This window comes from Microcoleus sp. CZ3-B2 (assembly GCF_036705055.1).
Taxonomy (GTDB): domain Bacteria; phylum Cyanobacteriota; class Cyanobacteriia; order Cyanobacteriales; family Microcoleaceae; genus Microcoleus.
This window is the reverse complement of sequence record NZ_JAUBTN010000005.1, coordinates 89658-112405: the sequence shown is the minus strand read 5'-3', so window position 1 is coordinate 112405 and position 22748 is coordinate 89658. Positions and strand designations below refer to the sequence as shown.

The following is a 22748-nucleotide window of genomic DNA, read 5'->3' as shown; positions in this document are numbered from 1 at the left end:
AGAAACTGGGTTTCTCACAAGCACGGGTTTTAGAGCTATCTCAAATCCGGGTTTGGGTTCCCCTTTAGAAACCAGTCGGCGCAGGCCGACTTTGTTTGTGTAGACGCGGTTTCAACCGCCCCCGTCACAACTGGCGTTTAGTATAATAGTGCTGGCGATTTTGGTTTATCCACTGAGATTCCGACCAATTCGGATCGGGTTGGTGCGCTAAATGGAGGTAGATTAATTCGGGCGATCGACAAAAATATCTATCCTCTCCTAAGTAGCGTTCAACAATATCTTGATCCTCTGCTCCCCAGCCAATGAATGTCTCATCCCATCCCCCGATTTCTATTAAGCGCTGGCGTTGAAATATGGGTGAAACTCCAAACCGCTCCCGCCGTGTCAAGTGCTTAAATAGGGCTGTCGGCCTATCTTCTGGTGCAACTTTCAACTCTTCAATTATGGCAGAATTTTGCTCGAAATCCAAGCAGGCTTTATCGCACATCATTCGATAGCCAGTGACTAACATTTGGGAGGAAATTTGAGCCATTTTTAAATGGCGCTCTAGGGTATTTTGGTAGGGAATGAGATCGACATCAAAAGCTGTTACCCATTGTCCGCGCGACAGAGATAAACCTAAATTTAAAGCTTTGGTTTTATGAAAAGTTCCCGCACAGGGAAGATAATTGTAGCTGATTGGTAGGTTGGTAATTTCTGGTAAAATCCAAGGTGAAGAAACCCGATCGATCTCGATTAAAATGATTTCGCAAATAGATAATAAATTTGAGGAAGCTTGAGTTTTCCACCACGCGAGTTGAGTTTTTAAGTGGTGTTCTCGCTGGCGGTAGGTAATAATTAAGGATAACTTAATTTCAGTCACGGCTATAATTCGGGGTAAAATTAGTGGTGATTTCCAAAATTTGAGGAGGTAAAATTGGTGGTTGGACTAAATCGCCAAAGAGAGCGCCTTTTTGGAGAGATTGCAAGCAAGAGATGATATTGCGATCGCGCGTTTGCTGGGTTGGTAGTTGCTGGTGATGTTGGTTGCGTGTCCGATCCGCATGAGAAATATGGATTACATTCCCCGCGCTGCAGATCTCGATTCCCAACAGGGTAGCGCGAATGAGCAAATCTTGGTCTTCCCATCCCCAACCTGTAAAAATTTGCTTGTATCCTCCCAAGCGTAATAGCGTTTGTTTGCGGGCACAGATTAAGCCGCAGCCCGGTCGATCGCGATCGCCCGATTTAGCCTCTACAATATTAACCGTGGCAGTCTGTTGGCGCATCTGGATGTTGTAAGTATAGCGTTTTCGCTTTAAAGTTGCGGTTTGCGGGCGAGACTCTCCGACAGTTTTCACACAGCAAATAATCCCATTTTCTCGCGATTTGGCAGATACAGGCAATAACTGTGGTAGATTTTCTACAGGTTTTGTCCTATTATTGAGCGATAATAATTTTAGACTATTTGGGGATAGAACTGAGTAGAATAATTGTAAAATTGCCTGCTGATTCCAGATAATGTCTGCATCGGAAATTAGCAAATATTCGCTGGTAACGTGGAGAATTCCTTGATTGATTAACTGAGATTTATTAAAGTCGGATTGAGGATATTTTAACCACTCTATTTGTTCGGAGTTGGATAATTTTTGTAAAGCAGTTAAACATTGAGGTTCTGTTGTGCCGCCATCGCAAATAATGATTTTAGTGACGGGGAAACTCCCTAAAAGCGATCGCACGCAGTCGCCGATTTCGGGACGGTTCTTAACGGGGATAATTACCTGTAACATGATGTTTATAACAGTTTGAAAAAAGAGGCTAGCTAAACAAGGAATTGCCAAGTATAAAATCAATCTAAAATCTAAAATAGTATTAGCTTGCCCAGTTTAGGGAAGCACCGGTAATATAATTGAGTTCGATCGCCTCTGCTGTCTTGAAAGGACGCAAATCTGGTAGTTTACCCTCGCGCACCGCCGCAGTATTGGCGATCGCTCTACTCTTGAGTTGCTGAATCAATTCTAAACGCACCGGAGCATCTAGTCCAGTTTGTCGATCGGTAGTTAGCGAACCCTCTCGGTGTCGGCGAAAATAAGCAAAGTCAGGAATATTAACTATTTTTGCAGCAAAGTGCGATCGCAGCAAAAACTCACTATCTCCAGAAAACCGCAACCCCGTAGCAAAACCGCCCAACCTTAAAACTAAATCCCGCGAAACTAAGCTAGTAGGGTGTAACAGCGGATGTCCCGGCTTTTCTGCTAGGGCGGCGCTGACATTGAGAGGATAAACAACAGGTAACAGCCTATCATCTTCAAACGCGCGTAATTCCTGCGTTCCCACTAATTCAGCACCAGTATTTTCTGCTGCTGCTAACAACAATTCTAAGCGATTTTCGCTCGACCAATCATCAGCATCTTGGAACAAATAAGCATCATAATTTGTTAGTTCGATCGCCTGTTGAATTAAGCGGTAAGGCCCGACATTCACAGCCGAAGCTAATAAAGTTACTCCCGGAAATTCTCGGACAATATCGATAGGTGGCGAATCCGAGCCATCGTCAAGCACCACAATACCATCCAGAGGTCTAGTTTGACTTACTAGGGACTGCAAGCAGCGATGCAAAAATTGTTCGCAGCGATAATGGGGAATCAGCGCCAAGACGCGAGATTGATTTGTAATTAAATGATTATTTGTAGCCTTGATGTTTTTTTCAGCAATATTCTCTGAACTTGTAGAGGAAATAGAACGATTTATTTTGGGATAATCATCCGAGTCTAAACTGGCAAAATTTATGTTAGTAGTTCCCCAATTAAAAGCGATATTTTGCCGTTCTAATTCTCTAGCAACTCCTAAAAGACTCCAGCGATTTATTTCTAACTGCGGTAGTGCTGCTTTTAGCAAAGGCGTTGACGCCATCCAGCCCAAGGCGGGGAGAGGATGTTGTTTGGCAGTTTCTAGTGGTAATACCACCGCTGGAGGTAAGGATGCTAGTGCGAAATTTGTTAGTTGAGGCGGCAAAAACATTACCGGCGTATTAGCCGTTAAAATTGCAGTGACTTCTGTATTAATTGTCTGTAAAACTTTCAAACACGATGCAAAAGATTCAATATTAAAGACGAAAAAATCAACATCATCTTCATCGAATGTGTAAATTGTACTTTCACCCTGATGATTTGAGGGATCGATCCCAATTATATGTTTTAATTGATAGAGTCCATTGTGTTGCAAAGCGCCCATTGCATTCGTTGACCAGCCCAGATGACTTTTACCCAGGATAATTAAAGTTAAACTTACCATTGGCTCGATCGCAAATTGTGGATTGTTTGTAATTCATTTCTCTTGCTAATCGTTCAAATCCCGAAGCCCGCATATCCGGCGGGGCGGCGGCAATTAAAAACTGATAAGCTAATTCCGATTCTCCCCGTGCTAACCAAAGTGGGGCTAATTTCCACAAAAGCGGTATCCAAGGTATGGGATCGATATCTCGATCGGGCAAGTTGGCGCTAATTAGTCCAGCATTTTTTTGAATTTTATCTAACCATTCTACGGGGTTAAGTGGTTCTTGCCAAAGTAGTTTAGCATATCCTTGTTCGAGTTCGACTCGTGCTATTTCTGTCGGTAAAGTTGCTGTGGCTTGTAACTGAGACAATGCTGTGGTAGCTGATGCGCCATCGCCCAAAATTGCTTGCCGCCAAGTTAGCCAAGCGTCTAAAAAGGAATCGCCCGTTGTTTGTCGGTGGGTACTGGATGCGAGGGTTTTTCCGTTGACCAACTGCCACCAGGATGCTAAAATTTGAATCTGGAATCTGGAGGCCCAAAAATTCAAATCTCCGATTAAAATAGATAAAATTGGTTTCCAGGCGATCGCGATTTTGGGATTTTCGCGTTTGGCTGTGCTTGCTGCGAGATTGAATGCTGCTAATAAGTGCTGAATATTAAATACATCTAGCTTGCCAGAATCGGGTAAATTGGTATTTTCCCAGATGGATCTAGCGGTGTTGCTGTCGAATCCTAAACTGGGAATTAGTAAATCTACCATCGCGGAATAGTCGCCGCAATTCATCTCGGCTAAACGTTGTTGGGCGCTGTGGTAGATATTGTGTCTGGTTGGGCGATCGGCTAAAAAGCTGCACGTCAACAGCAATACTCGTACAGCCATCAATTCTACGGTTGATTTCCGACAAGGTGAAGGTTGCAAAAGTTTTGCGATCGCTTGTTGGGCGATCCTCTTCGAGGGCTGCGCCAACGGCGAAATCCCCGAATTTACCATCGCTGTCGGCTGAATTAAACTTTTTAACAATAATGCAATTTCTCTCGCTTCTCCTGCGGGTAATAAACCCAATTCCAACCACTCGCGCCAAGATTTTTTCGTCACCCATTCGATCCACTCTAGATCGCTACAACTTTGGGTATTTTCCAGTTGACTTAAATCCGATGAATCTACAATAACTCTCCCTCGAACTTCTCCAAATAAATTTTCTAACCAAAGCTGTAAAGGTTGCAGATCGAGAACTTGCTGCGGTTCGACTTGCAGCCAAATATCTACATCTAATTGATTTTGCTTGACTATCTGATAATTCAGAATTCCCGGAAATTTAGGTAAACAGATTTCTCCCGGATATTTCCAGCCTTGCTGAGTCTTAATTTGTTCTTGACTGCGGCCCAGAATTTTGGCGGTGAATCCCGATCGCCCGCAAAGACACGCCTCAAAATCTAATTGAATGCGATCGCCACATTTATAGCGAATCAAAGGCATTGTATAATTGAATAAATCTGTAGTGACTAATTCACCGTCAATAATTTCATAAAAACAGCGATCGACATCTAAATGCAGTCGCCCGCATTCAGGACAACTCAAGCCAGAAATCCCCGTTTCTTGGCAACCGTACTCGTTAATAACAGAAGTTTGAAAAATTGATTCAAGTAACTTTTTTTGAAATTCAAATAAAACCTCACCGGTACAAATAACTCCTAAAACAGCAGGAAATGAATGCCCAACTAGGGCGGCCGCCACTTCCGACAAACGACTGGGATAACCTCGAATTACCGCAGGCTTAATTTGCAACAATTCCTTTAAATTTTGCAGCCAATCGGCGGTGATATTTCCAATTAACGAAATATCGTTAACTCGCAGGGGCTGCAAGCGGCTGGCGAGATTAATAATTGGGACTTGTTCGTCAATTCCCCACCAACCTAAAGCGCGTTGACGCGCCAATAAACGCGCTTGATTCCACTCATTACCGGCAAAGTAAGTAAAAAAATCACCGGAAGTTCCGCTAGTCATTCCTCGATAAACTAAATCGTCAGCAGTTGCGAGAAATAACCCTGGATTTTGCCGGACAGTTTGTTTGTCTATGGGCTGCAAGTTACTAAAAGCAGTTTGCCAATCGGTTACAAGTTGTTTTAACCCAGAGTCGGAATCAATTAGTCCAGCTTGCAAAAAGCGGTGGTAATTTCCTGGGAGAGTTAGGGCAACTTCTAAGACTTTTTTTAATTTGATGACAGTGCGATCGCTCAATTCTCTTTTATGCGTATTTCATTAAGGTCAAATTATTTTTCAGAGTTTTGGCTGGCGATTTGATCTCCGATTTGCAGCCAATCTTGATTAATCAAAACTTGTTGCTTATCTGATACTTCTGGCAAAATTCCCCGCTGTGCGTTCAGTGGCTTTTCGCAAGAATCTCCTAAAGGTTTTAGATAATTTTTATCAACCCAACCGACTCGGAAATCCGGTGCATTCATAAACCTGCCTTCGTCAAGATTTTGGGTATTAGAACTAAAGTGACTGCCAATTTTTACCCACTTTCCCGTTGCGTCTCGATCGCCCGTAACGACTTGCCAGCCTTTAGGAACTAAACCGATAACCGGGCCGTTGGGGGAGGAACGGATAGTGAGGGGATCTTTGGCGGTGACGACTTGAGCGAAGGGTCGAGGTTTGCCTCCGTAGGGGCAATTTTGAGCCTGTAAGGTTGTTGCCGGGGAAGTAGCAGAGGCGGCTGTTTTGACACCCAAAAGCGATAACAGCATTAAGCTAACAAACAGAGCAATTTTTTTCCAAACTTTTAAGGGATTCACGGAATATAATTATCTATGGTTTCACCAACCGATTATTACATATATTTGCTATAGGTTGCTGCTCCTAAAGTGCCAAAATTATTCGGACGATCGCCCTTCACCACTATTTTTTGATTTTTTGGGTAGACTACTTGCAAAATTTTTTACATCGTGCTATCGTCAAAAGGTTTGATACGAATTGTGAGTTAGAGGTAAAACCCCGCAGAATGAAACAATTGGGAACCCATCTGATCGCTGATGCTTGGCAGTCTCCAGGAGACCTGCTCAACGATCCTGAACGTATCCGCCGCGCCATACTCGATGCGATCGAAGCCGGAGGAGCTACTCTCATCGATTTGTGCGTGCACCAGTTTAGTCCTCACGGAGTAACGGCTACTGCAACTTTGGCAGAGTCTCATATAGCAATCCATACTTGGCCTGAACACGGTTATTTTGCTGCAGACTTATTTTTCTGCGGAGCCGGAGACCCTCACAAGGCCATGAAGGTGCTACAGTCAGCTTTGGAAGCTAAACAGGTAAAACTCACTGAGTTTACGCGCGGTTTCGAGCCCGGGGTGGGCAGCCTAGGTTCTGCTTGTGAAGAGCAGTATGCGCCTCGTCCATTAGAAACGAGTGCCGCCAGAGTATAATGGCCAATTAGCGTAACTTTGAACATTTTATGCTAGGTTTTGGTAAAAATCCCACGGCTCGGGCTGTGGGATTCTTGTTGGAAATTACTTTTTCATTAATAAAGGGCGAACAACTAAATAACCAGCACCGAAGGCGGCAATAACAATCAAAAAAATCGCGATGGCCAACCACAATCCGCTTAAGTCTGAGGATTTTTTGGGTTGAGAGCGAATCCGGTAAGGAGTTTCCTGCACCTCTGAAAATAATTTTTCTGGAAGCGTTTCGGGTGTCGGAGGGGGTGTGGGCGAGGTTTCCGGTACGGGAAAGGGAAAAGCCACTGTCTGAGGTGGTTGAGGTATGGTAGAGCTACTCCGCGAGATGACAGGTTCTAGAGGCTCCGGTTCAACGCTAAAATTGAATTTGACTGAGGGCATTTGCGGCATCCCTGTCTGGGTGACGCTTTGGGCTGAGTTGACTACTTGCTGTAGTTGTTGGGATACTTGAACTACTGTTTCTACTTCTCGCCGCAGTTGTTGATTTTGTTGGACTAATTGCTGGTTGTGGGTTTTGAGGGAGTCAAGCATGGCTTGGGCGGCTTGCAATTCGGCGGTGACTTCTCGATAGAGCGAAATCGGTACCGATGGAGAGTAACTATTGGAGTTTTCAGGGGATGTATTGTCAGATAAGGTAGTATTTTGCATAGTAGTTGGCGAGGGTGAACTTTTTTTAGTTTAGCCTGAGAGTATTTGCAATTAGATCGATCGCAATACAATTCGTCAAGATATTTGTTAAAAATATTAATAGTGAGTTTAGTTAAATGTTAGAAATTTTTAGTCGATCGCTATGAATCACCAGCAAACCGAACAAAGTATGTCGCAAAAGTCAAGTACCGAAGAAATGAAATACGGCGAACGCGAGATTTTGGAAGGGCAGTTAATTACTTTTCCGAATCCGCGAGTCGGGCGGCGCTATACGATTAACATTACTTTGCCGGAGTTTACTTGCAAGTGTCCGTTTTCTGGCTATCCAGATTTTGCCACAATTCACGTTACTTACGTGCCAGACGAGCGGGTGGTGGAATTGAAGGCCCTGAAATTGTATGTTAACAGTTATCGCGATCGCTACATTTCTCACGAAGAATCGATCAATCAAATTTTAGACGATTTTGTCGCAGCTTGCGCGCCGCTGGAAGCAACGGTGAAGGGCGATTTTTCTCCGAGGGGGAACGTACACACTGTGATTGAGGTGCGACACGAGAAGTAGAAGGTAGAGTCTTCTGCGGCTGGTACTTATTGCGGTAGGGTGCGTCAGGTTTGAGATTCTCAATCAGCACCAAAAGCATGATTCTGACGCACCGTTTTTTGCAAGGGTGCGTCAGTGAGACTGTTGGTTTGGATCGAAAATAACGCTAGAGTAGAGCACCCTACTTAACTGCTTCAGAAAAAGCTTCTAACGAGATAAATTGTTTGACGTCTAATATTTCGATCAATACCAGTTCTCCACTGCTAGAATAGTGGAGAATCATTTGCCCTTCATCTTCGGCATAGGCGATCGGGCGTTGGCGAAGCCCTCGAAGAGGATCGGAAATTTCAATCAGCATCGCATCTACATCAGGGCTATATCTAATCTTTTTCATATATTGACCTCTTACCAGGATAAGCAGTAATTACTAAAATTCTATCTGAATATTCTTGGTAGACCACTCTTAGGACAAGTCCATTCAATTTTTTTTGGCAAATAAACTTCCCTTGACCGCTTGCTTCTACCCAAATCGGCTATCTAACAGTTTCGGAAATTAAATCTGTTGAAATTGTAACCCCGTGACTTTCGATAATTTCTATTTTCAGCAAGGCGTGTTGACTAAATTCTATTTTTTTATCCACATTTATTGTTTATTTTATTTTTCGTTCGAGCCCTTGGTGTAAGGTGCACGCTGTGCACCTTACAGATTGGTGCGGTTAACTTTGACTGGCTAGAGAAGTCGGGGATATTCCACTTTTTCCCTCTGCTGTTTTCGATTCGGCCAACTTGTCCAAAATCTCCACAACTTCTCTTTCAAAAGTCACCTGAGCGCGATTAGTGCGGCCGCCCACGTAGAGTTTGCCGTTTTTCTCCAAAGCCCAAATCTGCGAGTGAGACAAATAGCTCATCAACACGCTGAGCATCAGCAACCCGAAGCCAGTATAGACGATCGGAATCCCCGGATCGGCCTTAATTTGCAATCCCGTGCTGCCTACAACTTCGTCAATGGCCAACATCACCCCGTTAACTTCTACAGCGGTGCCGGCGCGAACTGTAGTTAATAATTTGCCATCGGTACCGTAGATTAACATCGTTCCTTGCAAGTCCTTTGCTAGCAGAGAAACTCCTGCACTCAAATCTGGTTTTGTCGGAATCCAAGCACCCCAAATTCTGCCATTACCTTGAGTGTCTAACTGAGCCATTGGTAGTTGCAAAACCGGGCTTTTGTTGAGGCGGACTCGCACGGCGGCGATCGCCCAATCTGCTTGATAAAAAGTCACTCCCCGATATCTCAGAGGCTCGTTAACGTGAATGGTTTTGCGATCGACCTCTTGGCCTGTTTTGTCCAAAACCGACAGATCCGAGTAAAATTGGTCGATCGCCCCGCTCGGACTATAATCGATCCAGAACCGATTCACGCGCATCGACCAATCCTTCGGTATTTGCGGCCCCGCCCAAGGCCCAGCATCCATAATATTCTGCACCTTAAAAATTTCACCGCTAGCCACCATTTCTTGACCGAGAAACCCCGTCAGCGAGCCCCACATCGACCCAGCTAAAATAATTAGCATACTGGCGTGAACAATAATCGGGCCAATTTTGCCAATTATGCCCTTGCGAGCATAAACTTTTTCACCTTCTCGAAAGATGCGGTAGTTTTTTTGCTGCAAAAGTTGTTCTAACGAAGTTAAAGGAACTGTTTCTAACTCCGCACTCAGAGCTAATTTTTCAAACTGCTTTGGTTCTTCATAAAATTTCCAGCGGCGGGCGGCTTTTAGCGCCGGAAATTGTCTGGTAAAAGTGCAAGCCGTCAAGCTGCTGCCGAACAAAATTAGGATTGACAAAAACCACCAAGTGCGGTAAACGTGGTCTAATCCTGCAATCAGTACAACTTTCCAAGTTAGGAAGCCGAACAAAGCCGGACTTTCAGGATAGTTAGATTGATAAAACTCTACCGATTGGCCTTGTTCTATCACTGTGCCAGAAATGCTGAAAAGTGCGATCGCCAGCAACAAAATAATTGCCAGCCGCAAATCTGCCAGCACCGGCAAAATTTCTCGCTTGAAAAACCTTTGAGGCGCAGTCGCCCAGTTTGATAGTTTAGATAGAAATACTTCTTTTGATGTCATTGGTAATTATGAAGGAAGAAGGAAGAGGGAAGAAGGAAGAAGGAAGAAGTCATTAGTCATTAGTCATTAGTCATTAGTCATTTTACCCCCTCGCGAAGTCGAAGGGTAGTCATTAGTCATCAGTCATCAGTCATCAGTCATTAGTTATTAGTTATTAGTGCTGTCCCCCCGAACGTCCAACGTCATCAGGAAGAAGAAAGAAGGAAGAAGGAAGAAACTATTGTTATCTAGCAATTATCAATCAATTGTAAAATCTTTCTTTGTTCTTCCTTCGCGCTCTTTGCGTCTTCGCGGTTCGCCCAAAAAAACGCCAATTTTGTAATAATTGCTATATCTTTACTCAACAATAACTAAAGTCCTTACTACAAACCTAACTGCCAACCTTACGCGGGAAGTATGCGGGAAATCAGGGAAAAAACGCCAAATCCTACCAGCAAAACGCCACTGACAGGCGTAATCCAACTAGACCACCTGCGTAATTCTAACAACTTTTTAATGCTCGCGGTAAAAGTCCCGGCTATAATTAGGGGAGCGACGTAGCCAGCGGCGTAAAACAGCAGCAACACACCACCTAAAACAACATCTCCCGTTTTGGAAACCCAAGCTAACAGCGTCGCTAAAACAGGCGTGCTGCAGGGAGACGCTACTAAACCAAAAGTTAAACCCAATAAGTACGATCGCACCGCTGCGGGCAAATTTTTCGGCACCCAGCCCGCAGCGTCAAAAGACGGCATTTGCAAGGGTAAAGCTTCGAGTAAATTCAGCCCCATTAAAATAGCGATGATGCTGACAACGATCGGCAAACCCAGACCAATTTTGCCATAAATTTGGCCGGCAAATGATGCTACAATGCCTAAACCCGCAAGGGTTGTCGCCAAACCCAAGGAAAACCATGCAGACTGGGTGGCGGCTTGGAGGCGGCTTTTTGCTTCGTATCCGCCGATGTAGCCGATCGTAATCGGCAACATGGAAAGCATACAGGGCGTTAAGCTCGTTAGCAACCCTGCCAGAAAGATGACTCCGACGCTGACTAAACTTAGATGAGTCAGTTGAGTGTTGACTAAATTATTAGCAAATTGTGCGAGTTCGTAAAGTAGGGTTGCCAAGGTTTCCATCAGTCGATTTTAGATTTTAGATTGAATAATTTTAGATTTTAGATTGACTCCAGTGTCGATTTTAGATTTTAGATTTTAGATTTTAGAGTAATCTGAGAGGTTAAACTAAATATCTAGTTTTTTCGATTTCCCGTGAATTCAGACGGGCGTGCTGTTCTGGCTCTGTTAAAAATTGTAACAGATGCGTGCAGCTTCGGTCGGAAATTTGAGATAGATTTTAGCGATATTGACTGGTTGGGAGTTGAAAGGTCGATCGCACCCTGCTTTTAACGGAATCTTGACACCATCCTCAACCAGCTTTTAGGAACTTTTGTTGACTGGTTCAGAAAATTAATACATTGTGGAACAGGCCGGAAAGCCTGAAAAAAGTCAGGCATTGTGAAACAGGCATTTTACCTGTTATTACTGGTTTTGGAGATAATTCAAAGCGAGTTTACTTTAAATTAAAGCCAACTTCTTCATTAATAGATCCGTCGGGCATTATGGCCCCAGCCAGCACTGCACCTCTGAAATTTGCTTTCGTTAAAACAGCACCTTCTAAATTAGCATTGCTCAGATTTGTGACTTGTTTGGAACCTCTAAAATAAAAGCTGTGCAAGTCAGCACCTGTCAAGTTCGTATTTGCCAAATTAGCGTATTGCAAGTCAGCACCGTGCAGCGTCGCATCAGTTAAATTAGCTTCAGTGAGATTGCTTCCCCAAAGTCGAGAATCTAACACATTAGCATCTTGTAGGTTGGCGCGACTTAGATTTGCTAGAGTCAGATTAGCGTCCCACAATTTGGTGCGGTTTAAATTAGCTTCAGTCAAATTTGCTCGACTGAGAGTAGTACCCAAAATATCAGCATTTGTCAAATTGGCGCGGCTGAGATCTACACCAGAAAGGTCAGCATTTTTTAAATTAGCACCGGACAAGTTAGCGCCGGACAAATTAGCGCCACTCAAGTTGGCTTCAGTGAGATTAACTCCCTGCAAATCGGCAGCGCTCAAATCGCACTGCTTCCACAAAAAGCTGACGCACCAATTATCTTTTAATAGCTGACTCAAATCCTCGGCATTCGCGGCGATCGCAGGAGGAGTTAAGTAGAGAGTGAACAGGGCGATCGCCAGCACTGTAGCAGCTAAAGTTTTCAACCTCAGAACTCTGTTCATTGACAATAATTTGCGCGATAAATTCTTGATGTACAATCAAAGCATAGCAAATAACCAGAAACTTTCACCGGTAATATTACTCAAAAATATTAGTAAAATGTCGATCGGGGTTGACCCAGACACGAACTTAACTATGGCCGTGACGGGCGATCGCGAATAATCCGGTTATTTCGCAGATGCTTTGTAGGCAAACAATTTGTTTCATAAAAATCGGGATAGCAGTTCGATCTCTCATAGGAGGGATCGATCGCTCAAATTAGACAACTGCGGTATTAGTTGAATTTGGAAATCAGGAATTAGGAATCGATCGTCGCGTAAGGTGCGATATCAGCACCCTACACCTATAGGTTAAAGTTAGCCGATTCTGAACGCAGCGTCGCCTACTGGCAAGTCATTAGGACGGGAAATAGTAGCAAAATCAACGGCAAAAACAGCACTTTGAACTGCTGCGGCCGTAGCATTTTGAACATTAGCCAAAGTAGCCCCGCCTGATTGAATTAAAGTGTTGCTTCCAGATTGAGTAAATACCAGACTTGCCAAACTGGTACCGCCAATGCCAATGCGATCGCCCTGCTGCGATATAAAATCAGTAATTGTATCCGTTTCTCCATCACCTGCGATTAAAACAAAATTATCGGCACCTGCGCCACCAGTGAGAGTGTCGTTGCCTAAATCTCCAATCAAAATATCGTTGCCATCACCACCAATTAACACGTCATTCCCTTTGCCACCTCTCAAAAAGTCGTTACCAGCATCGCCATTGATAGTATCGTCGCCGAGATTTCCGTTGATAATATCGTTGCCAACACCGCCACTAATTAAGTCGTTACCTTTGCCGCCTCTAAGGAAGTCGTCGCCTGCTTCGCCGGTGAGAGTATCATTGCCTTGGCTACCGTTAATGGCATCATCAATCGGCGAACCGATAATGCGATCGTTTCCACTACCGCCGAGCACGCCGCTGGGGTTTTGCTGAGAATCTTGGGTGGTAACTTGATAGTTATTCGGGGCATCAGGCAATCTGAGCGCTCGCAAAGACAGATTGACAAAATTGGTAGTATTAACCAAATTGTTCAGCAAACCAGTATCGCTAATGATGTTGGAAACCCGACTTGGGACGATTCCTCCAACGACTTTAGCGCTCGAAATGCGATCGCCCTGCTGCACCGCATTCACCGTTTCAAAACCTTGAACAACATTGCCAAAAACAGCATAATTGCCATCCAAAAACGGCAAAGTATCCAAAGCAAAATAGAACTGCGAAGAAGCCGAATTCAAAGCAGTAGCCCGAGCCATTGCCACAGCCCCGGCAGTGTGCTTCAACTGCGGTGTCTGAGTCACAACTTGGTTGTAAACAGGTTGCGCCGCGCCTTGCGGCTTGATTTCCAAAGGAATAAAACGCGGCCCATTAGTATCCGGGTCAATAAAATTACCTGTTCCCAATTGACTTGCGGGAATTGTAGGATCTTTGCTGCGCGGATCGCCTCCTTGCACCACAAAAGGATCTGGCTGGCGTACCACTCGGTGAAACATCACCCCATCGTAGATGCCCCGTTCAACTAAATCAACAAAATTTCCCCCAGTAATCGGGGCATTAGTGCCGTCAACTTCGATCGTAACGGGTTGACCGTTAATTACCTGGACTACTGTAACTTTGCCTGTTAACGGGAGTGCAGCGCTCATAAGTAAATTGTGATTTGAGTGAGTTATCTCTTGACTAATACCAAATCCTGGCTAAATATCCGCTTTATTTCTTAACCTGCTAAGGCTGGTTCCCTCTGTCGAGAAGCGGTTTTAACCGCCGAATCATCAAAGGGTAGCTAACACCGGATTTGGTTTCAGAAGCAATCCGCGAATTGCCCCTACCCATTTAATCAGAAAACTGTAAACTTGTCTTAAGTACAATTCTACTTGTGAATTTATGATTTCCCGCCGCAAGTTTTTTAGCACTTTATTGGCAATTTGTCTAGTCTTTCTCAGTTATAATTTTGCGGCCCCTGCCTTTGCCCTCGGCGGCAAGCTGCCGGCGGTGAATCAAGCTGCACCGGATTTTAGTTTGCCGACAAACAGTGGCGGCGGACAAGTGTCCCTCTCCGATTATCGCGGTAAGTGGCTGGTAGTCTATTTCTATCCCAAAGATTTTACATCGGGTTGTACGATCGAAGCGCGTCGATTCCAGCAAGACTTGCCGAAATACTTGGCAAAAAACACTCAAATTATCGGCATCAGCGCTGATGATGTCAACTCCCACGCAGAATTTTGCGATGCTGAAGGTTTAAAATTTCCGCTGTTAGCTGATACCGACGGCCAAGTCAGCAAAGCTTACGGTTCTTGGATGAGTTTTATCTCGGCGCGGCACAGTTTTATTATTGATCCTGAAGGCACTTTGCGGGAAACTTTTGTTAAGGTTAACCCGGCGATTCACTCGCAAGAAGTGTTTGCCCGTCTGGAGGAATTGCAGGCTGAGGGTTAATATCGCGCCCCGTCGATTACACAAAAAACGGTTCCTAGTGCGGACTAAAGTCGGCCCTCGGCCCAGGAATCCTGTCCGCAAGCGCGATCCTTAGTTCTTGGGGTTGGGCGATCGCACAGGATGTAATGTAATGGGAGCGCGATCGTCCAACCCCAATCAAATAAAATAGTAGTGAAGAATGCAAGTCCTCGGAAAAAGCAAAAAACTTGCAGTCCGAACGCTATCATGTTTATTTTACCGAAAACAATGGCTAATAACGCCACCATCTGTAAAAGAGCTAATCTCAAATCTCAAATCGCCATTTTGCCCTACTCAATGAGAATTAAAATTGCTATTAACTGCCACAGGTTCTGAAGAAGATTCTGACTCTAACTGATTCTTCCTTTTGCTAGCAAAACGGCGTTCCGGGTCAATTCCCTCAAAGGTGGGTGGCAACCAAACCCGGACTACCAACAACACTCCCAAAACCAGCAAAAATGCTCCTGTTGATAATATTTTAATCCAGGGAGTTTCCAGCACTCCCCGCACGATGACTTCTCGCAAAACTGATACAATACAAACTTCCACAGCCACACCAATCGAAACGCGCTGCTCTTGCAAATAAATAATTAGCAGCCGAAATAATTCCACTAAAACTAATAGAAATAGAATATCTGCCGTCACGTGCTGGAAATCCAAAGGAGGTAACAGCGAGAAAAACATTTCTCGCAGTTCAATGACCATAAAGCTGAACAAACCGATACACAAAGAAATTACAATTAAATCTTGAATTGTTTCGAGAACGCTGACTATTAGTTTCAAATTCAACCACTGCGGGGGGTTACTTGTATGGTTAAGTGAACGATTTTCCATTGACAGCTCCTGCAATCTGTTTGACCTGCTTACAGCTTAAGTTAAATAAAGTCACTCTTTGACAAAAAATAGGTTTAATTTATTTATAACTATTATCATACTTCCCTGTGTTGACCATTTCCCCCCCAAACTTTTATTTATCGCGCAAGTGGGTTGACATCTTGGCAATGTTTGTGCTAGCTGGCCCATAGTATTAGTAGATTTGGTGAAACCCAGAATTCAAAATCCAAAAATGCTGCAACTGAGATAAAATATAAAAATTGTAAAGAATTATTTACGACAGCTTGATCAACTCAAGCTAGGGACTTTAGGCTCGAATCAACGAAAAGCCGGAAAGTCAACCGAAAAACAACAGCCACCTAGAGAGGATTGAACACAATGGCATTTACACTCGCACCATTACCCTTCGCCGCTGATGCCTTAGAGTCAGATCATATGTCGGCCAACACGTTTTCGTTTCACCACGATAAGCACCACGCTGCTTACGTGACCAATCTCAACAAAATGATTGAAGGCACGGAACTTGCCAGCAAATCCCTGGAAGAAATTGTGATGGCATCTGCTAAAGACCCATCCAAATCTGGCATTTTCAACAATGCAGGTCAAGTTTGGAACCACAATTTCTTTTGGAAGTCGCTCAAACCAGGTGGTGGCGGCACTCCGACAGGAGCTTTAGCTGATAAAATCAACGCCGACTTTGGCAGCTTCGACAAATTCAAAGAAGAATTCAAGACTGCTGCGACAACTCAGTTCGGCAGTGGCTGGGCTTGGCTGGTTTTGGACAACGGTACTTTGAAAGTTACCAAAACTGCGAACGCCGACACTCCGGTAGTACACGGCCAAACTCCTTTGCTGACTTTGGATGTGTGGGAACACGCTTATTATTTGGATTTCCAAAACCGTCGTCCCGACTACATTACTAATTTCTTGGATAATTTGGCTAACTGGGATTTCGCAGCAGAAAATTTCGCTGCGGCTTAGTAGCACCTGAGTTTTAGGATTAAAGTCCTCACTACGAATCTATTAAGTTCGTAGTGAGGACTTTATTTTTTGTTTCCAAGGACTGAAGTTCTCACTACTAGCTTCATAGGTTCGCTTAAATAGGTCGGCGCTGTAAAACGCAAATATGTAAACGACTATAAATCATTCAAATGCACATCTAGCAACACTCTTTAGCCTTATTTACATATTTTTATATTGTTAAGTTTAATATCGCCAACCTACTTAATAAGTGGATGTAAGAATAGGGATGGTAGTTTTGGAACTTCCACTGCCTCACACGGTATCTAATTTGTGAAGATTTCTAAACCCATTTGTAGGGAGGAAAGGAGAGTTATACTATCCTTTCCTCGCAAAGTCGGGACGTTTCCCCTTGCTATAGTAATGTTGTTGTGATAGATAGAGTTCTGGACAGATAGATGTGTGGACAGATAGATGTCTGCAGAGATATATTTTTAATATTGGGTGCCGAAATATTTAACACAACCTTTTGGAGTATAAAAAATGACAAAAAATGTATCAGTAGTGATTCCATCCTACAACAGCGCCCAATTTTTACCGGAAGCAATTGATAGTATACTTGGGCAGACTCTACCCGTATTTGAGATTATTGTCGTAGATGATGGTTCTACTGATGAAACGAAAGAAATTTGCGATCGCTACCCGAAAGTAACATACTTCTATCAAAACAACCGAGGCCATGCTACTGCACGCAATACTGGTCTGCAGATTAGTACGGGAGAGTATCTTCTGTTCCTGGATAGTGATGACTGCCTTTTGCCTGAAGCGATTGAGATTGGAGTCAAGCATCTCAACGCCATGCCAGAGATGGGCTTGGTATTTGGTCGTTATTTCTTCTATTCCATTCAACCCGATGGCTCATACAAAGTAGAAGAGAAATATGAGAACCAGCCTGAAGTTGCTAATTATGAAACCCTTTTGGCTATCCGGCATAGGGTTCAATGCGGTTGTATTATGTTTCGCCGTGCTGCCCTCGATAGTGTCGCCATTGAGTCTATCGGTGCATTTGATCCAAGTGTATTAGCGACCGAAGATTACAATTTATGTCTGCGAATTGCCCGTAATTTTCCTATCTATTTCCACGGTCAAGTCGTTTCTCAATATCGCTACACTGGCAATAACATATCCAGTAAATCGACCTACTTTCTGATCCATGCAATCCGAGATCATTATCAGCAATGGAGTTACGTTCAACGAACAGAAAAAGAAGAATATATAGTTGCCTATGAGCAGGGCAAACACCACTGGATTAATCTTTTTGGCAATCGATTGCCTTACGAAATCCTGAAATATATAGCAGCTAAAAAATGGGTTGCAGCCTTGGGTATTCTGAGATTAATCTTGTATTACGATCCCAAATTGCAATCTATCGATCGGGCTATTTACGAAACATCCTATACAACTCTGATGTCAGAGCTACGAAAGCTCCCCCTTCAAGACTCCTTAGCCTATTGGCAAAAACAACTTGCGGGAGCCACCCCTTTATTACCCCTACCCACTGATCGGCCACGTCCCCCAGAGCAATCCCTCCAGGGAGCTTCTCTGTCTTTTGGCATTTCTGGGGAAATCACGACAGCCCTCAGCCAATTGGGCGGCCAGGAAGGCGTCGCCCTATCAACAACCCTGTTAGCCGCGTTTAAGATCTTGCTCTATCGCTATACAGGTACGGAAGACGTGATTGTTGGCTCCCCCTTTGTGAGCCGTGTGAATGCAGAAAATTTTTTCAATGCCGTCCCCCTTCGTACAGATATGTCGGGTAATCCCACGTTCCCAGAGTTTCTGGGACGAGTGCGGAAAGTTGTTTTGTTAGGGCAAGCCTATCAAGATGTGCCCTATTGCTTATTGGTCGATCAATTTTGTCCCCAGCCCGACTTAAGCTATTCCCCTCTGTTTCAAGTGACCTTTGTCTTTGAGGAAAATATTCCATTCCAAAGGATCGATCTGTCAAGATTAACAGCCAGTCCGTGGGTGATTGAAAACAACGAAGGAAAGTTTGACTTAACTTTATTCTTAAAACCAACCAGCGCAGGATTGGAGGGGAGTTGGTACTACAGCACGGATTTGTTTGATGCAGAAACTATTGAACGAATGAACGAGCATTTCCAGATTTTGTTGGCTGGGATTGTGGCTCATCCAGAACAATCGATTTCTGCCTTGCCGCTGTTGCCAGAACAAGAGAAAAATCTGTTGCTTGTGGAATGGAATCAGACTCAAAAAGATGAGTCGCAAGAGCTATGCCTGCACCAGTTAATAGCTCAACAAGCAGAAGTAACGCCAGAGAAAATTGCGGTTTCCTTTGAAGGTCAAACATTGACGTACAAAGAACTACATCAACGCTCTAATCAACTGGCCCACTATTTGCAACAAAGAGGGGTGAAGCCGGATGATTTAGTGGGCATTTGTGTCGATCGCTCTCTCGAAATGCTTGTGGGATTATTAGGTGTGCTGAAGGCGGGCGGAGCCTATGTTCCCATAGACCCCAACTACCCTCCCGATCGCGTGGAATACATGATCGAGAATTCCCAAGCCAAAGTATTGTTAACACAACAGCAGCTTGTGAATAGCCTGCCTGCCAAAGAAGCCAAAAAAGCATTGGTCATCTGTTTGGATACGGATTGGCCACTGATTGCCCAAGAGAGTCAGGAAATGCCGATCGCCAGCGTTACCCCAGAAAATATGGCTTATGTCATTTACACATCTGGTTCTACGGGTAAGCCCAAAGGCGTACAAGTTCTCCACCGTGGGGCAGTCAATTTTTTAAAGTCGATGCGCGAGCAACCGGGGATCTGTGAGGCGGATATTTTGCTGTCTGTCACCACTCTCTCTTTTGATATTGCAGTCTTAGAACTGTACTTACCCCTGACTGTGGGAGCGCAGGTTGTCATCCTGAGTCGGGAAGCTGCGATGGATGGCAGAAAGTTATTAAGGACGATCGTCCAATTAGGCATTACGATCCTGCAAGCGACTCCAGTGACTTGGCGATTATTGATAGAATCGGGTTGGGAAAGTCAGTTCCCGCTGAAAATCCTCTCCGGTGGGGAAGCCATGCCCAAAGAATTGGCTGCCCAATTGTTAACCAAAGGTACAGAACTTTGGAATATGTACGGGCCGACGGAAACAACAGTTTGGTCAACAGTTTATCAAGTCAAAGACGCCGAACAGCGAATTTTAATTGGTAAGCCGATCGCCAACACCGATATCTACATCTTAGATTCTCTCCTGCAACCCGTTCCCATTGGGGTGGCTGGGGAATTACATATTGGTGGTTCAGGATTAGCGCGAGGCTATTTGCAACGTGACGATTTAACCACTGAGAGATTTATTCCTAATCCCTTTCGAGAAACCGAACGAATATATAAGACAGGGGACTTAGCACGTTATTTGCCCGATGGAAATATTGAGTGTTTAGGTCGCCTAGATTTTCAAGTCAAAATTCGCGGTTTTCGGATCGAACTCGGTGAAATCGAGTCTGTTTTGGTCAAACATTCCAACGTGCAGCAGGCAGTGGTCATCGTCAGGGAAGATTTTCCTGGCGACAAGCGTCTAGTGGGTTATATTGTCGCTCTCAAAAATCCGAACCCAAGCATCCAAGAACTGCGAAGTCTGCTCAAGGAGTATGTACCAGAATATATGGTGCCATCTATCTTCGTTTTCTTGGAAGCTCTACCTCTAACACCGAATGGTAAGGTAGATCGTAAAGCTCTACCTGTACCTGAACAATCTCGCGAAGCAGCAATCATACCCGCCACTCAAAAGGCTCTAGATTTGCCCGCCCCTACAACTCAAGAAAAGCCAGAAAAGCCAGAAAAAAGTGCCAAGCCCAAGGATGATTTGGAAGTTCAACTCGTCAATATTTGGGAAGAAGTATTGAATATTTCACCCATCAGTACGACAGATAATTTCTTCGAGATGGGAGGACATTCCCTATTAGCGATATCCCTAATTCGTGAAATAGAGAAAACCTACAATAAAGAGCTACCTTTACCTATCCTTTTCCAATCGCAAACGATTCAGCAGTTGGCTAACACCCTTCGCAAACAAAGATTCTCGTCTTCTTCGCAGGCTTTAGTCACGATTCAGAAAGGTAGTTCCAAACTGCCTTTATTCTTTATTTACGGCATATTCCTTTACTATAATTTATCAAGACACCTCGGCAAAGACCAAACCTGTTATGGAGTCTATGTCAAAGAGGAAGTCAATATGTTCCAAAGGAATAAACTTGACCAATCACCAACGCCTTCAGTGAGTATTCCATATCTGGCCACTCGCTACCTCAAAGAAATACAAAAACATCAGCCTAAAGGCCCTTACCTCCTAGCGGGTGAGTCCTTAGGTGGCTTAGTAGCTTTTGAAATGGCACATCAACTTCATTTACAGGGTGAGGAAGTAGCTTTACTGGCTCTTTTGGATAGTGCGATTCCAGGAAAAAACCAACTGTCATTGAGTCAGAAGCTGGCTTTTCATATCAAGAAGCTGCGCCAACAAGGGATTTCATATTTGTTCCAAAAAATACGAAAATCGAAAACTAAATCGACTCCTAATATTAACAGTGATAATGTTAATAATAATCGCGTAGATCCTCTATTAGAGTTTCGGCAGTACGCTTTCAATAGTTACAAGCCACAGCCTTACCCAGGCAGGGCAGTTTTGTTCCGGGCGATGGAGGAAAGTCACTTTAGCACTTTGGAAAACTGGAATGAACTGTTGCTTGAAGGATTAGATATATATGATATCCCTGGAGATCATCTAAGTATCCTTCAAGAACCCAATGTCCCTATCTTGGCAGAAAAAATGAGAGTGCATATCGATCGAGCTTTAGCAAAACTTTAGGCTGTTGAGTTGAACGACTTATACAAGCGATTCAACAGGCTATTACAGATCAAACAATGCGTCAACGCGCCGCCAGATTGGCGGCGCACATCCAAGCTGAAGATGGTATTACCAAGGCAGTTGCTATCGTACAGGAAATCTAAAATTGTGGGACTGTTTACGGATAACCCGTATTCTACTGGAGGAATTCAAAGAACCTTAAGTTATATCAAATCCGGTAGCATCGGAATGATTCAGATATATATTCTCGGACTCTGTGTACTCTGTGTACTCTGCGGTTAAATCATTCCAATCCAAACCCCAATACGGTTTACTTAAGTTATAAGGTTTGTGAATTAAATAATTTCCATTTTTCTTCTAGCCCATCCCACAACAATCAAATTTGGAAGTTATTTAATTCTCATTTCTAAGTTGTAGGGTGCATCGCTCGTTTAATCTGGTGTTCTAGGGCGAGAGTTGTTTTTGGCGACGCACCCTACGTTGACTTAAGTGAACCGTATTGGTTATCCCCCCTTCAGTATTTTTAATAAGGCTCTTCGATAAATTTGTCTGCCTTCTGAGTCAAGGTGAACGCCATCTGTTGTTACCTGATCTTTCAATACTGTCCCTTCGTACAGGGGCTGAATTTCTTTTTCTACTATCAATAACTTATCTGTCGCTGCCACTTGACGAGTCAAGGCTTGAATGCTTTTCACTCTTTCCAAAGAACCCGCTAGTGTGATATCATGGCTGGCTTCAATCGTTGAGTAAAAAGCAGGGATTAACACTACTTTTTTGGTGTTCATTTTTGTTCTGACAGTGCGGATAATTTCCTGCATATTGTTAACAAATTGTGGATCATTTATTCGATAACCCGCATCATTAGTACCGATCGCAATAATTGATGTATTACATTTAACGTTAGCCGCAGTTAAGAGTTTTAGCTGTTCGATCAGAGAAATTGTTGACATTCCGGGCAAGGCAAAATTAAAAGTATCTTGACCCATTGTATTTCCCAGCCCAGAGGTGATAGAATCGCCCCAAATGCAAGCATTAATTTGAGTGTTTTTAGTCAGATATAGTTGATAATCAACTTCATCTAGCCACCAAGAACTAGAACTTAGGGTGTCTGTCGATAATCCGATGGAATTTGCATTAAACATGACTAAAAATCTACCTAAATACCCCTTCTTTATCGTAAATTCTAAAATCCCTGTTAAGAGAATGACATTTAATAGCAGTGAAATGATGGCGATAGTTTTTTTCATACAGGTATGAGCAAGTAAATTAACATAAATTAT

19 protein-coding genes are annotated in these 22748 nt (G+C 43.8%); 6 read left to right on the top strand and 13 right to left on the bottom strand.

Annotated elements, in window-relative coordinates:
• Window positions 1-124: 124 nt before the first annotated feature.
• From QUA97_RS03695 to QUA97_RS03675, 5 genes are all read right to left on the bottom strand, one after another.
• Window positions 125-862 (bottom strand): galactosyltransferase-related protein, encoded by a 738-nt coding sequence (locus QUA97_RS03695; protein ID WP_333193126.1) that lies wholly within the window; start codon window positions 860-862, stop codon window positions 125-127.
• A complete protein-coding gene (locus QUA97_RS03690; RefSeq protein WP_194066304.1) occupies window positions 855-1769 on the bottom strand; it encodes a glycosyltransferase in 915 nt (304 codons plus the stop codon). Before QUA97_RS03690 ends, QUA97_RS03695 begins: the two co-directional genes overlap by 8 nt.
• Before the next feature lie 82 nt (window positions 1770-1851).
• Window positions 1852-3273, bottom strand: a complete 1422-nt coding sequence (locus QUA97_RS03685) for a glycosyltransferase family 2 protein (RefSeq protein WP_333193123.1) — start codon at window positions 3271-3273, stop codon at window positions 1852-1854.
• Window positions 3242-5494 (bottom strand): hypothetical protein, encoded by a 2253-nt coding sequence (locus QUA97_RS03680; protein WP_333193121.1) that lies wholly within the window; start codon window positions 5492-5494, stop codon window positions 3242-3244. Before QUA97_RS03680 ends, QUA97_RS03685 begins: the two co-directional genes overlap by 32 nt.
• A gap of 32 nt (window positions 5495-5526) precedes the next feature.
• On the bottom strand, window positions 5527-6051 hold the full coding sequence (locus QUA97_RS03675) for a hypothetical protein (RefSeq protein WP_333193119.1): 525 nt from the start codon (window positions 6049-6051) through the stop codon (window positions 5527-5529).
• Between the two features lie 206 nt (window positions 6052-6257).
• Between QUA97_RS03675 and speD the strand changes: the two genes are divergently transcribed.
• Complete coding sequence (gene speD / locus QUA97_RS03670) at window positions 6258-6680, top strand: adenosylmethionine decarboxylase (protein ID WP_194008626.1); 423 nt, start codon at window positions 6258-6260, stop codon at window positions 6678-6680.
• An 84-nt stretch (window positions 6681-6764) separates the two neighbouring features.
• On the opposite strand, the gene QUA97_RS03665 is transcribed toward speD, so the two are convergent.
• Window positions 6765-7361 (bottom strand): hypothetical protein, encoded by a 597-nt coding sequence (locus QUA97_RS03665; protein ID WP_333193116.1) that lies wholly within the window; start codon window positions 7359-7361, stop codon window positions 6765-6767.
• 142 nt (window positions 7362-7503) lie between these two features.
• Here QUA97_RS03665 and queF point away from each other — a divergent pair, with 142 nt between their 5' ends.
• Window positions 7504-7923, top strand: a complete 420-nt coding sequence (queF, locus tag QUA97_RS03660; RefSeq protein ID WP_333193113.1) for a preQ(1) synthase — start codon at window positions 7504-7506, stop codon at window positions 7921-7923.
• Window positions 7924-8083: 160 nt separating this feature from the next.
• On the opposite strand, the gene QUA97_RS03655 is transcribed toward queF, so the two are convergent.
• From QUA97_RS03655 to QUA97_RS03640, 4 genes are all read right to left on the bottom strand, one after another.
• Window positions 8084-8296, bottom strand: coding sequence for a DUF2283 domain-containing protein (locus QUA97_RS03655; RefSeq protein WP_194066299.1), 213 nt, complete (start codon window positions 8294-8296; stop codon window positions 8084-8086).
• Between the two features lie 322 nt (window positions 8297-8618).
• Window positions 8619-10031, bottom strand: coding sequence for a cytochrome c biogenesis protein (locus tag QUA97_RS03650; RefSeq protein ID WP_333193110.1), 1413 nt, complete (start codon window positions 10029-10031; stop codon window positions 8619-8621).
• A gap of 383 nt (window positions 10032-10414) precedes the next feature.
• On the bottom strand, window positions 10415-11146 hold the full coding sequence (locus tag QUA97_RS03645) for a cytochrome c biogenesis protein CcdA (protein WP_442922477.1): 732 nt from the start codon (window positions 11144-11146) through the stop codon (window positions 10415-10417).
• 433 nt (window positions 11147-11579) lie between these two features.
• Window positions 11580-12296: a pentapeptide repeat-containing protein gene (locus tag QUA97_RS03640; protein ID WP_333193107.1), complete on the bottom strand. Its 717-nt coding sequence runs from the start codon at window positions 12294-12296 to the stop codon at window positions 11580-11582.
• 28 nt (window positions 12297-12324) lie between these two features.
• Between QUA97_RS03640 and QUA97_RS03635 the strand changes: the two genes are divergently transcribed.
• Window positions 12325-12456: a hypothetical protein gene (locus QUA97_RS03635; protein WP_255515810.1), complete on the top strand. Its 132-nt coding sequence runs from the start codon at window positions 12325-12327 to the stop codon at window positions 12454-12456.
• A gap of 194 nt (window positions 12457-12650) precedes the next feature.
• Here the strand turns inward: QUA97_RS03635 and QUA97_RS03630 are convergent, their stop codons facing one another.
• Entirely contained in the window at window positions 12651-13976 is a 1326-nt protein-coding gene (locus QUA97_RS03630) for a peptidylprolyl isomerase (protein WP_194066296.1), read from the bottom strand.
• Window positions 13977-14214: 238 nt separating this feature from the next.
• On the opposite strand from QUA97_RS03630, the gene QUA97_RS03625 reads away from it, so the two are divergent.
• Window positions 14215-14766: a peroxiredoxin gene (locus QUA97_RS03625; protein ID WP_194066295.1), complete on the top strand. Its 552-nt coding sequence runs from the start codon at window positions 14215-14217 to the stop codon at window positions 14764-14766.
• A 312-nt stretch (window positions 14767-15078) separates the two neighbouring features.
• Here QUA97_RS03625 and QUA97_RS03620 read toward each other — a convergent pair whose 3' ends face one another.
• Complete coding sequence (locus tag QUA97_RS03620; protein ID WP_194066294.1) at window positions 15079-15618, bottom strand: phosphate-starvation-inducible PsiE family protein; 540 nt, start codon at window positions 15616-15618, stop codon at window positions 15079-15081.
• A 378-nt stretch (window positions 15619-15996) separates the two neighbouring features.
• On the opposite strand from QUA97_RS03620, the gene QUA97_RS03615 reads away from it, so the two are divergent.
• Both QUA97_RS03615 and QUA97_RS03610 read left to right on the top strand, forming a co-directional pair.
• Window positions 15997-16599, top strand: a complete 603-nt coding sequence (locus QUA97_RS03615; RefSeq protein ID WP_194066293.1) for a superoxide dismutase — start codon at window positions 15997-15999, stop codon at window positions 16597-16599.
• A 522-nt stretch (window positions 16600-17121) separates the two neighbouring features.
• Window positions 17122-21468, top strand: a complete 4347-nt coding sequence (locus QUA97_RS03610; RefSeq protein WP_333193098.1) for an amino acid adenylation domain-containing protein — start codon at window positions 17122-17124, stop codon at window positions 21466-21468.
• 503 nt (window positions 21469-21971) lie between these two features.
• On the opposite strand, the gene QUA97_RS03605 is transcribed toward QUA97_RS03610, so the two are convergent.
• On the bottom strand, window positions 21972-22715 hold the full coding sequence (locus tag QUA97_RS03605; RefSeq protein WP_194066291.1) for an SGNH/GDSL hydrolase family protein: 744 nt from the start codon (window positions 22713-22715) through the stop codon (window positions 21972-21974).
• Between the last annotated feature and the right edge of the window lie 33 nt (window positions 22716-22748).

Excerpts from the sequence above, each read along its gene's own strand:
- QUA97_RS03655 (WP_194066299.1), bottom strand. The coding sequence starts at position 8,296 with ATGAAAAAGATTAGATATAGCCCTGATGTAGATGCGATGCTGATTGAA.
- QUA97_RS03620 (WP_194066294.1), bottom strand. The coding sequence starts at position 15,618 with ATGGAAAATCGTTCACTTAACCATACAAGTAACCCCCCGCAGTGGTTG.
- QUA97_RS03685 (WP_333193123.1), bottom strand. The coding sequence starts at position 3,273 with ATGGTAAGTTTAACTTTAATTATCCTGGGTAAAAGTCATCTGGGCTGG.
- QUA97_RS03665 (WP_333193116.1), bottom strand. The coding sequence starts at position 7,361 with ATGCAAAATACTACCTTATCTGACAATACATCCCCTGAAAACTCCAAT.
- QUA97_RS03615 (WP_194066293.1), top strand. The coding sequence starts at position 15,997 with ATGGCATTTACACTCGCACCATTACCCTTCGCCGCTGATGCCTTAGAG.
- speD (WP_194008626.1), top strand. The coding sequence starts at position 6,258 with ATGAAACAATTGGGAACCCATCTGATCGCTGATGCTTGGCAGTCTCCA.
- QUA97_RS03635 (WP_255515810.1), top strand. The coding sequence starts at position 12,325 with ATGTACAATCAAAGCATAGCAAATAACCAGAAACTTTCACCGGTAATA.
- QUA97_RS03605 (WP_194066291.1), bottom strand. The coding sequence starts at position 22,715 with ATGAAAAAAACTATCGCCATCATTTCACTGCTATTAAATGTCATTCTC.
- QUA97_RS03630 (WP_194066296.1), bottom strand. The coding sequence starts at position 13,976 with ATGAGCGCTGCACTCCCGTTAACAGGCAAAGTTACAGTAGTCCAGGTA.
- queF (WP_333193113.1), top strand. The coding sequence starts at position 7,504 with ATGAATCACCAGCAAACCGAACAAAGTATGTCGCAAAAGTCAAGTACC.
- QUA97_RS03625 (WP_194066295.1), top strand. The coding sequence starts at position 14,215 with ATGATTTCCCGCCGCAAGTTTTTTAGCACTTTATTGGCAATTTGTCTA.
- QUA97_RS03690 (WP_194066304.1), bottom strand. The coding sequence starts at position 1,769 with ATGTTACAGGTAATTATCCCCGTTAAGAACCGTCCCGAAATCGGCGAC.
- QUA97_RS03610 (WP_333193098.1), top strand. The coding sequence starts at position 17,122 with ATGACAAAAAATGTATCAGTAGTGATTCCATCCTACAACAGCGCCCAA.
- QUA97_RS03645 (WP_442922477.1), bottom strand. The coding sequence starts at position 11,146 with ATGGAAACCTTGGCAACCCTACTTTACGAACTCGCACAATTTGCTAAT.
- QUA97_RS03640 (WP_333193107.1), bottom strand. The coding sequence starts at position 12,296 with ATGAACAGAGTTCTGAGGTTGAAAACTTTAGCTGCTACAGTGCTGGCG.
- QUA97_RS03650 (WP_333193110.1), bottom strand. The coding sequence starts at position 10,031 with ATGACATCAAAAGAAGTATTTCTATCTAAACTATCAAACTGGGCGACT.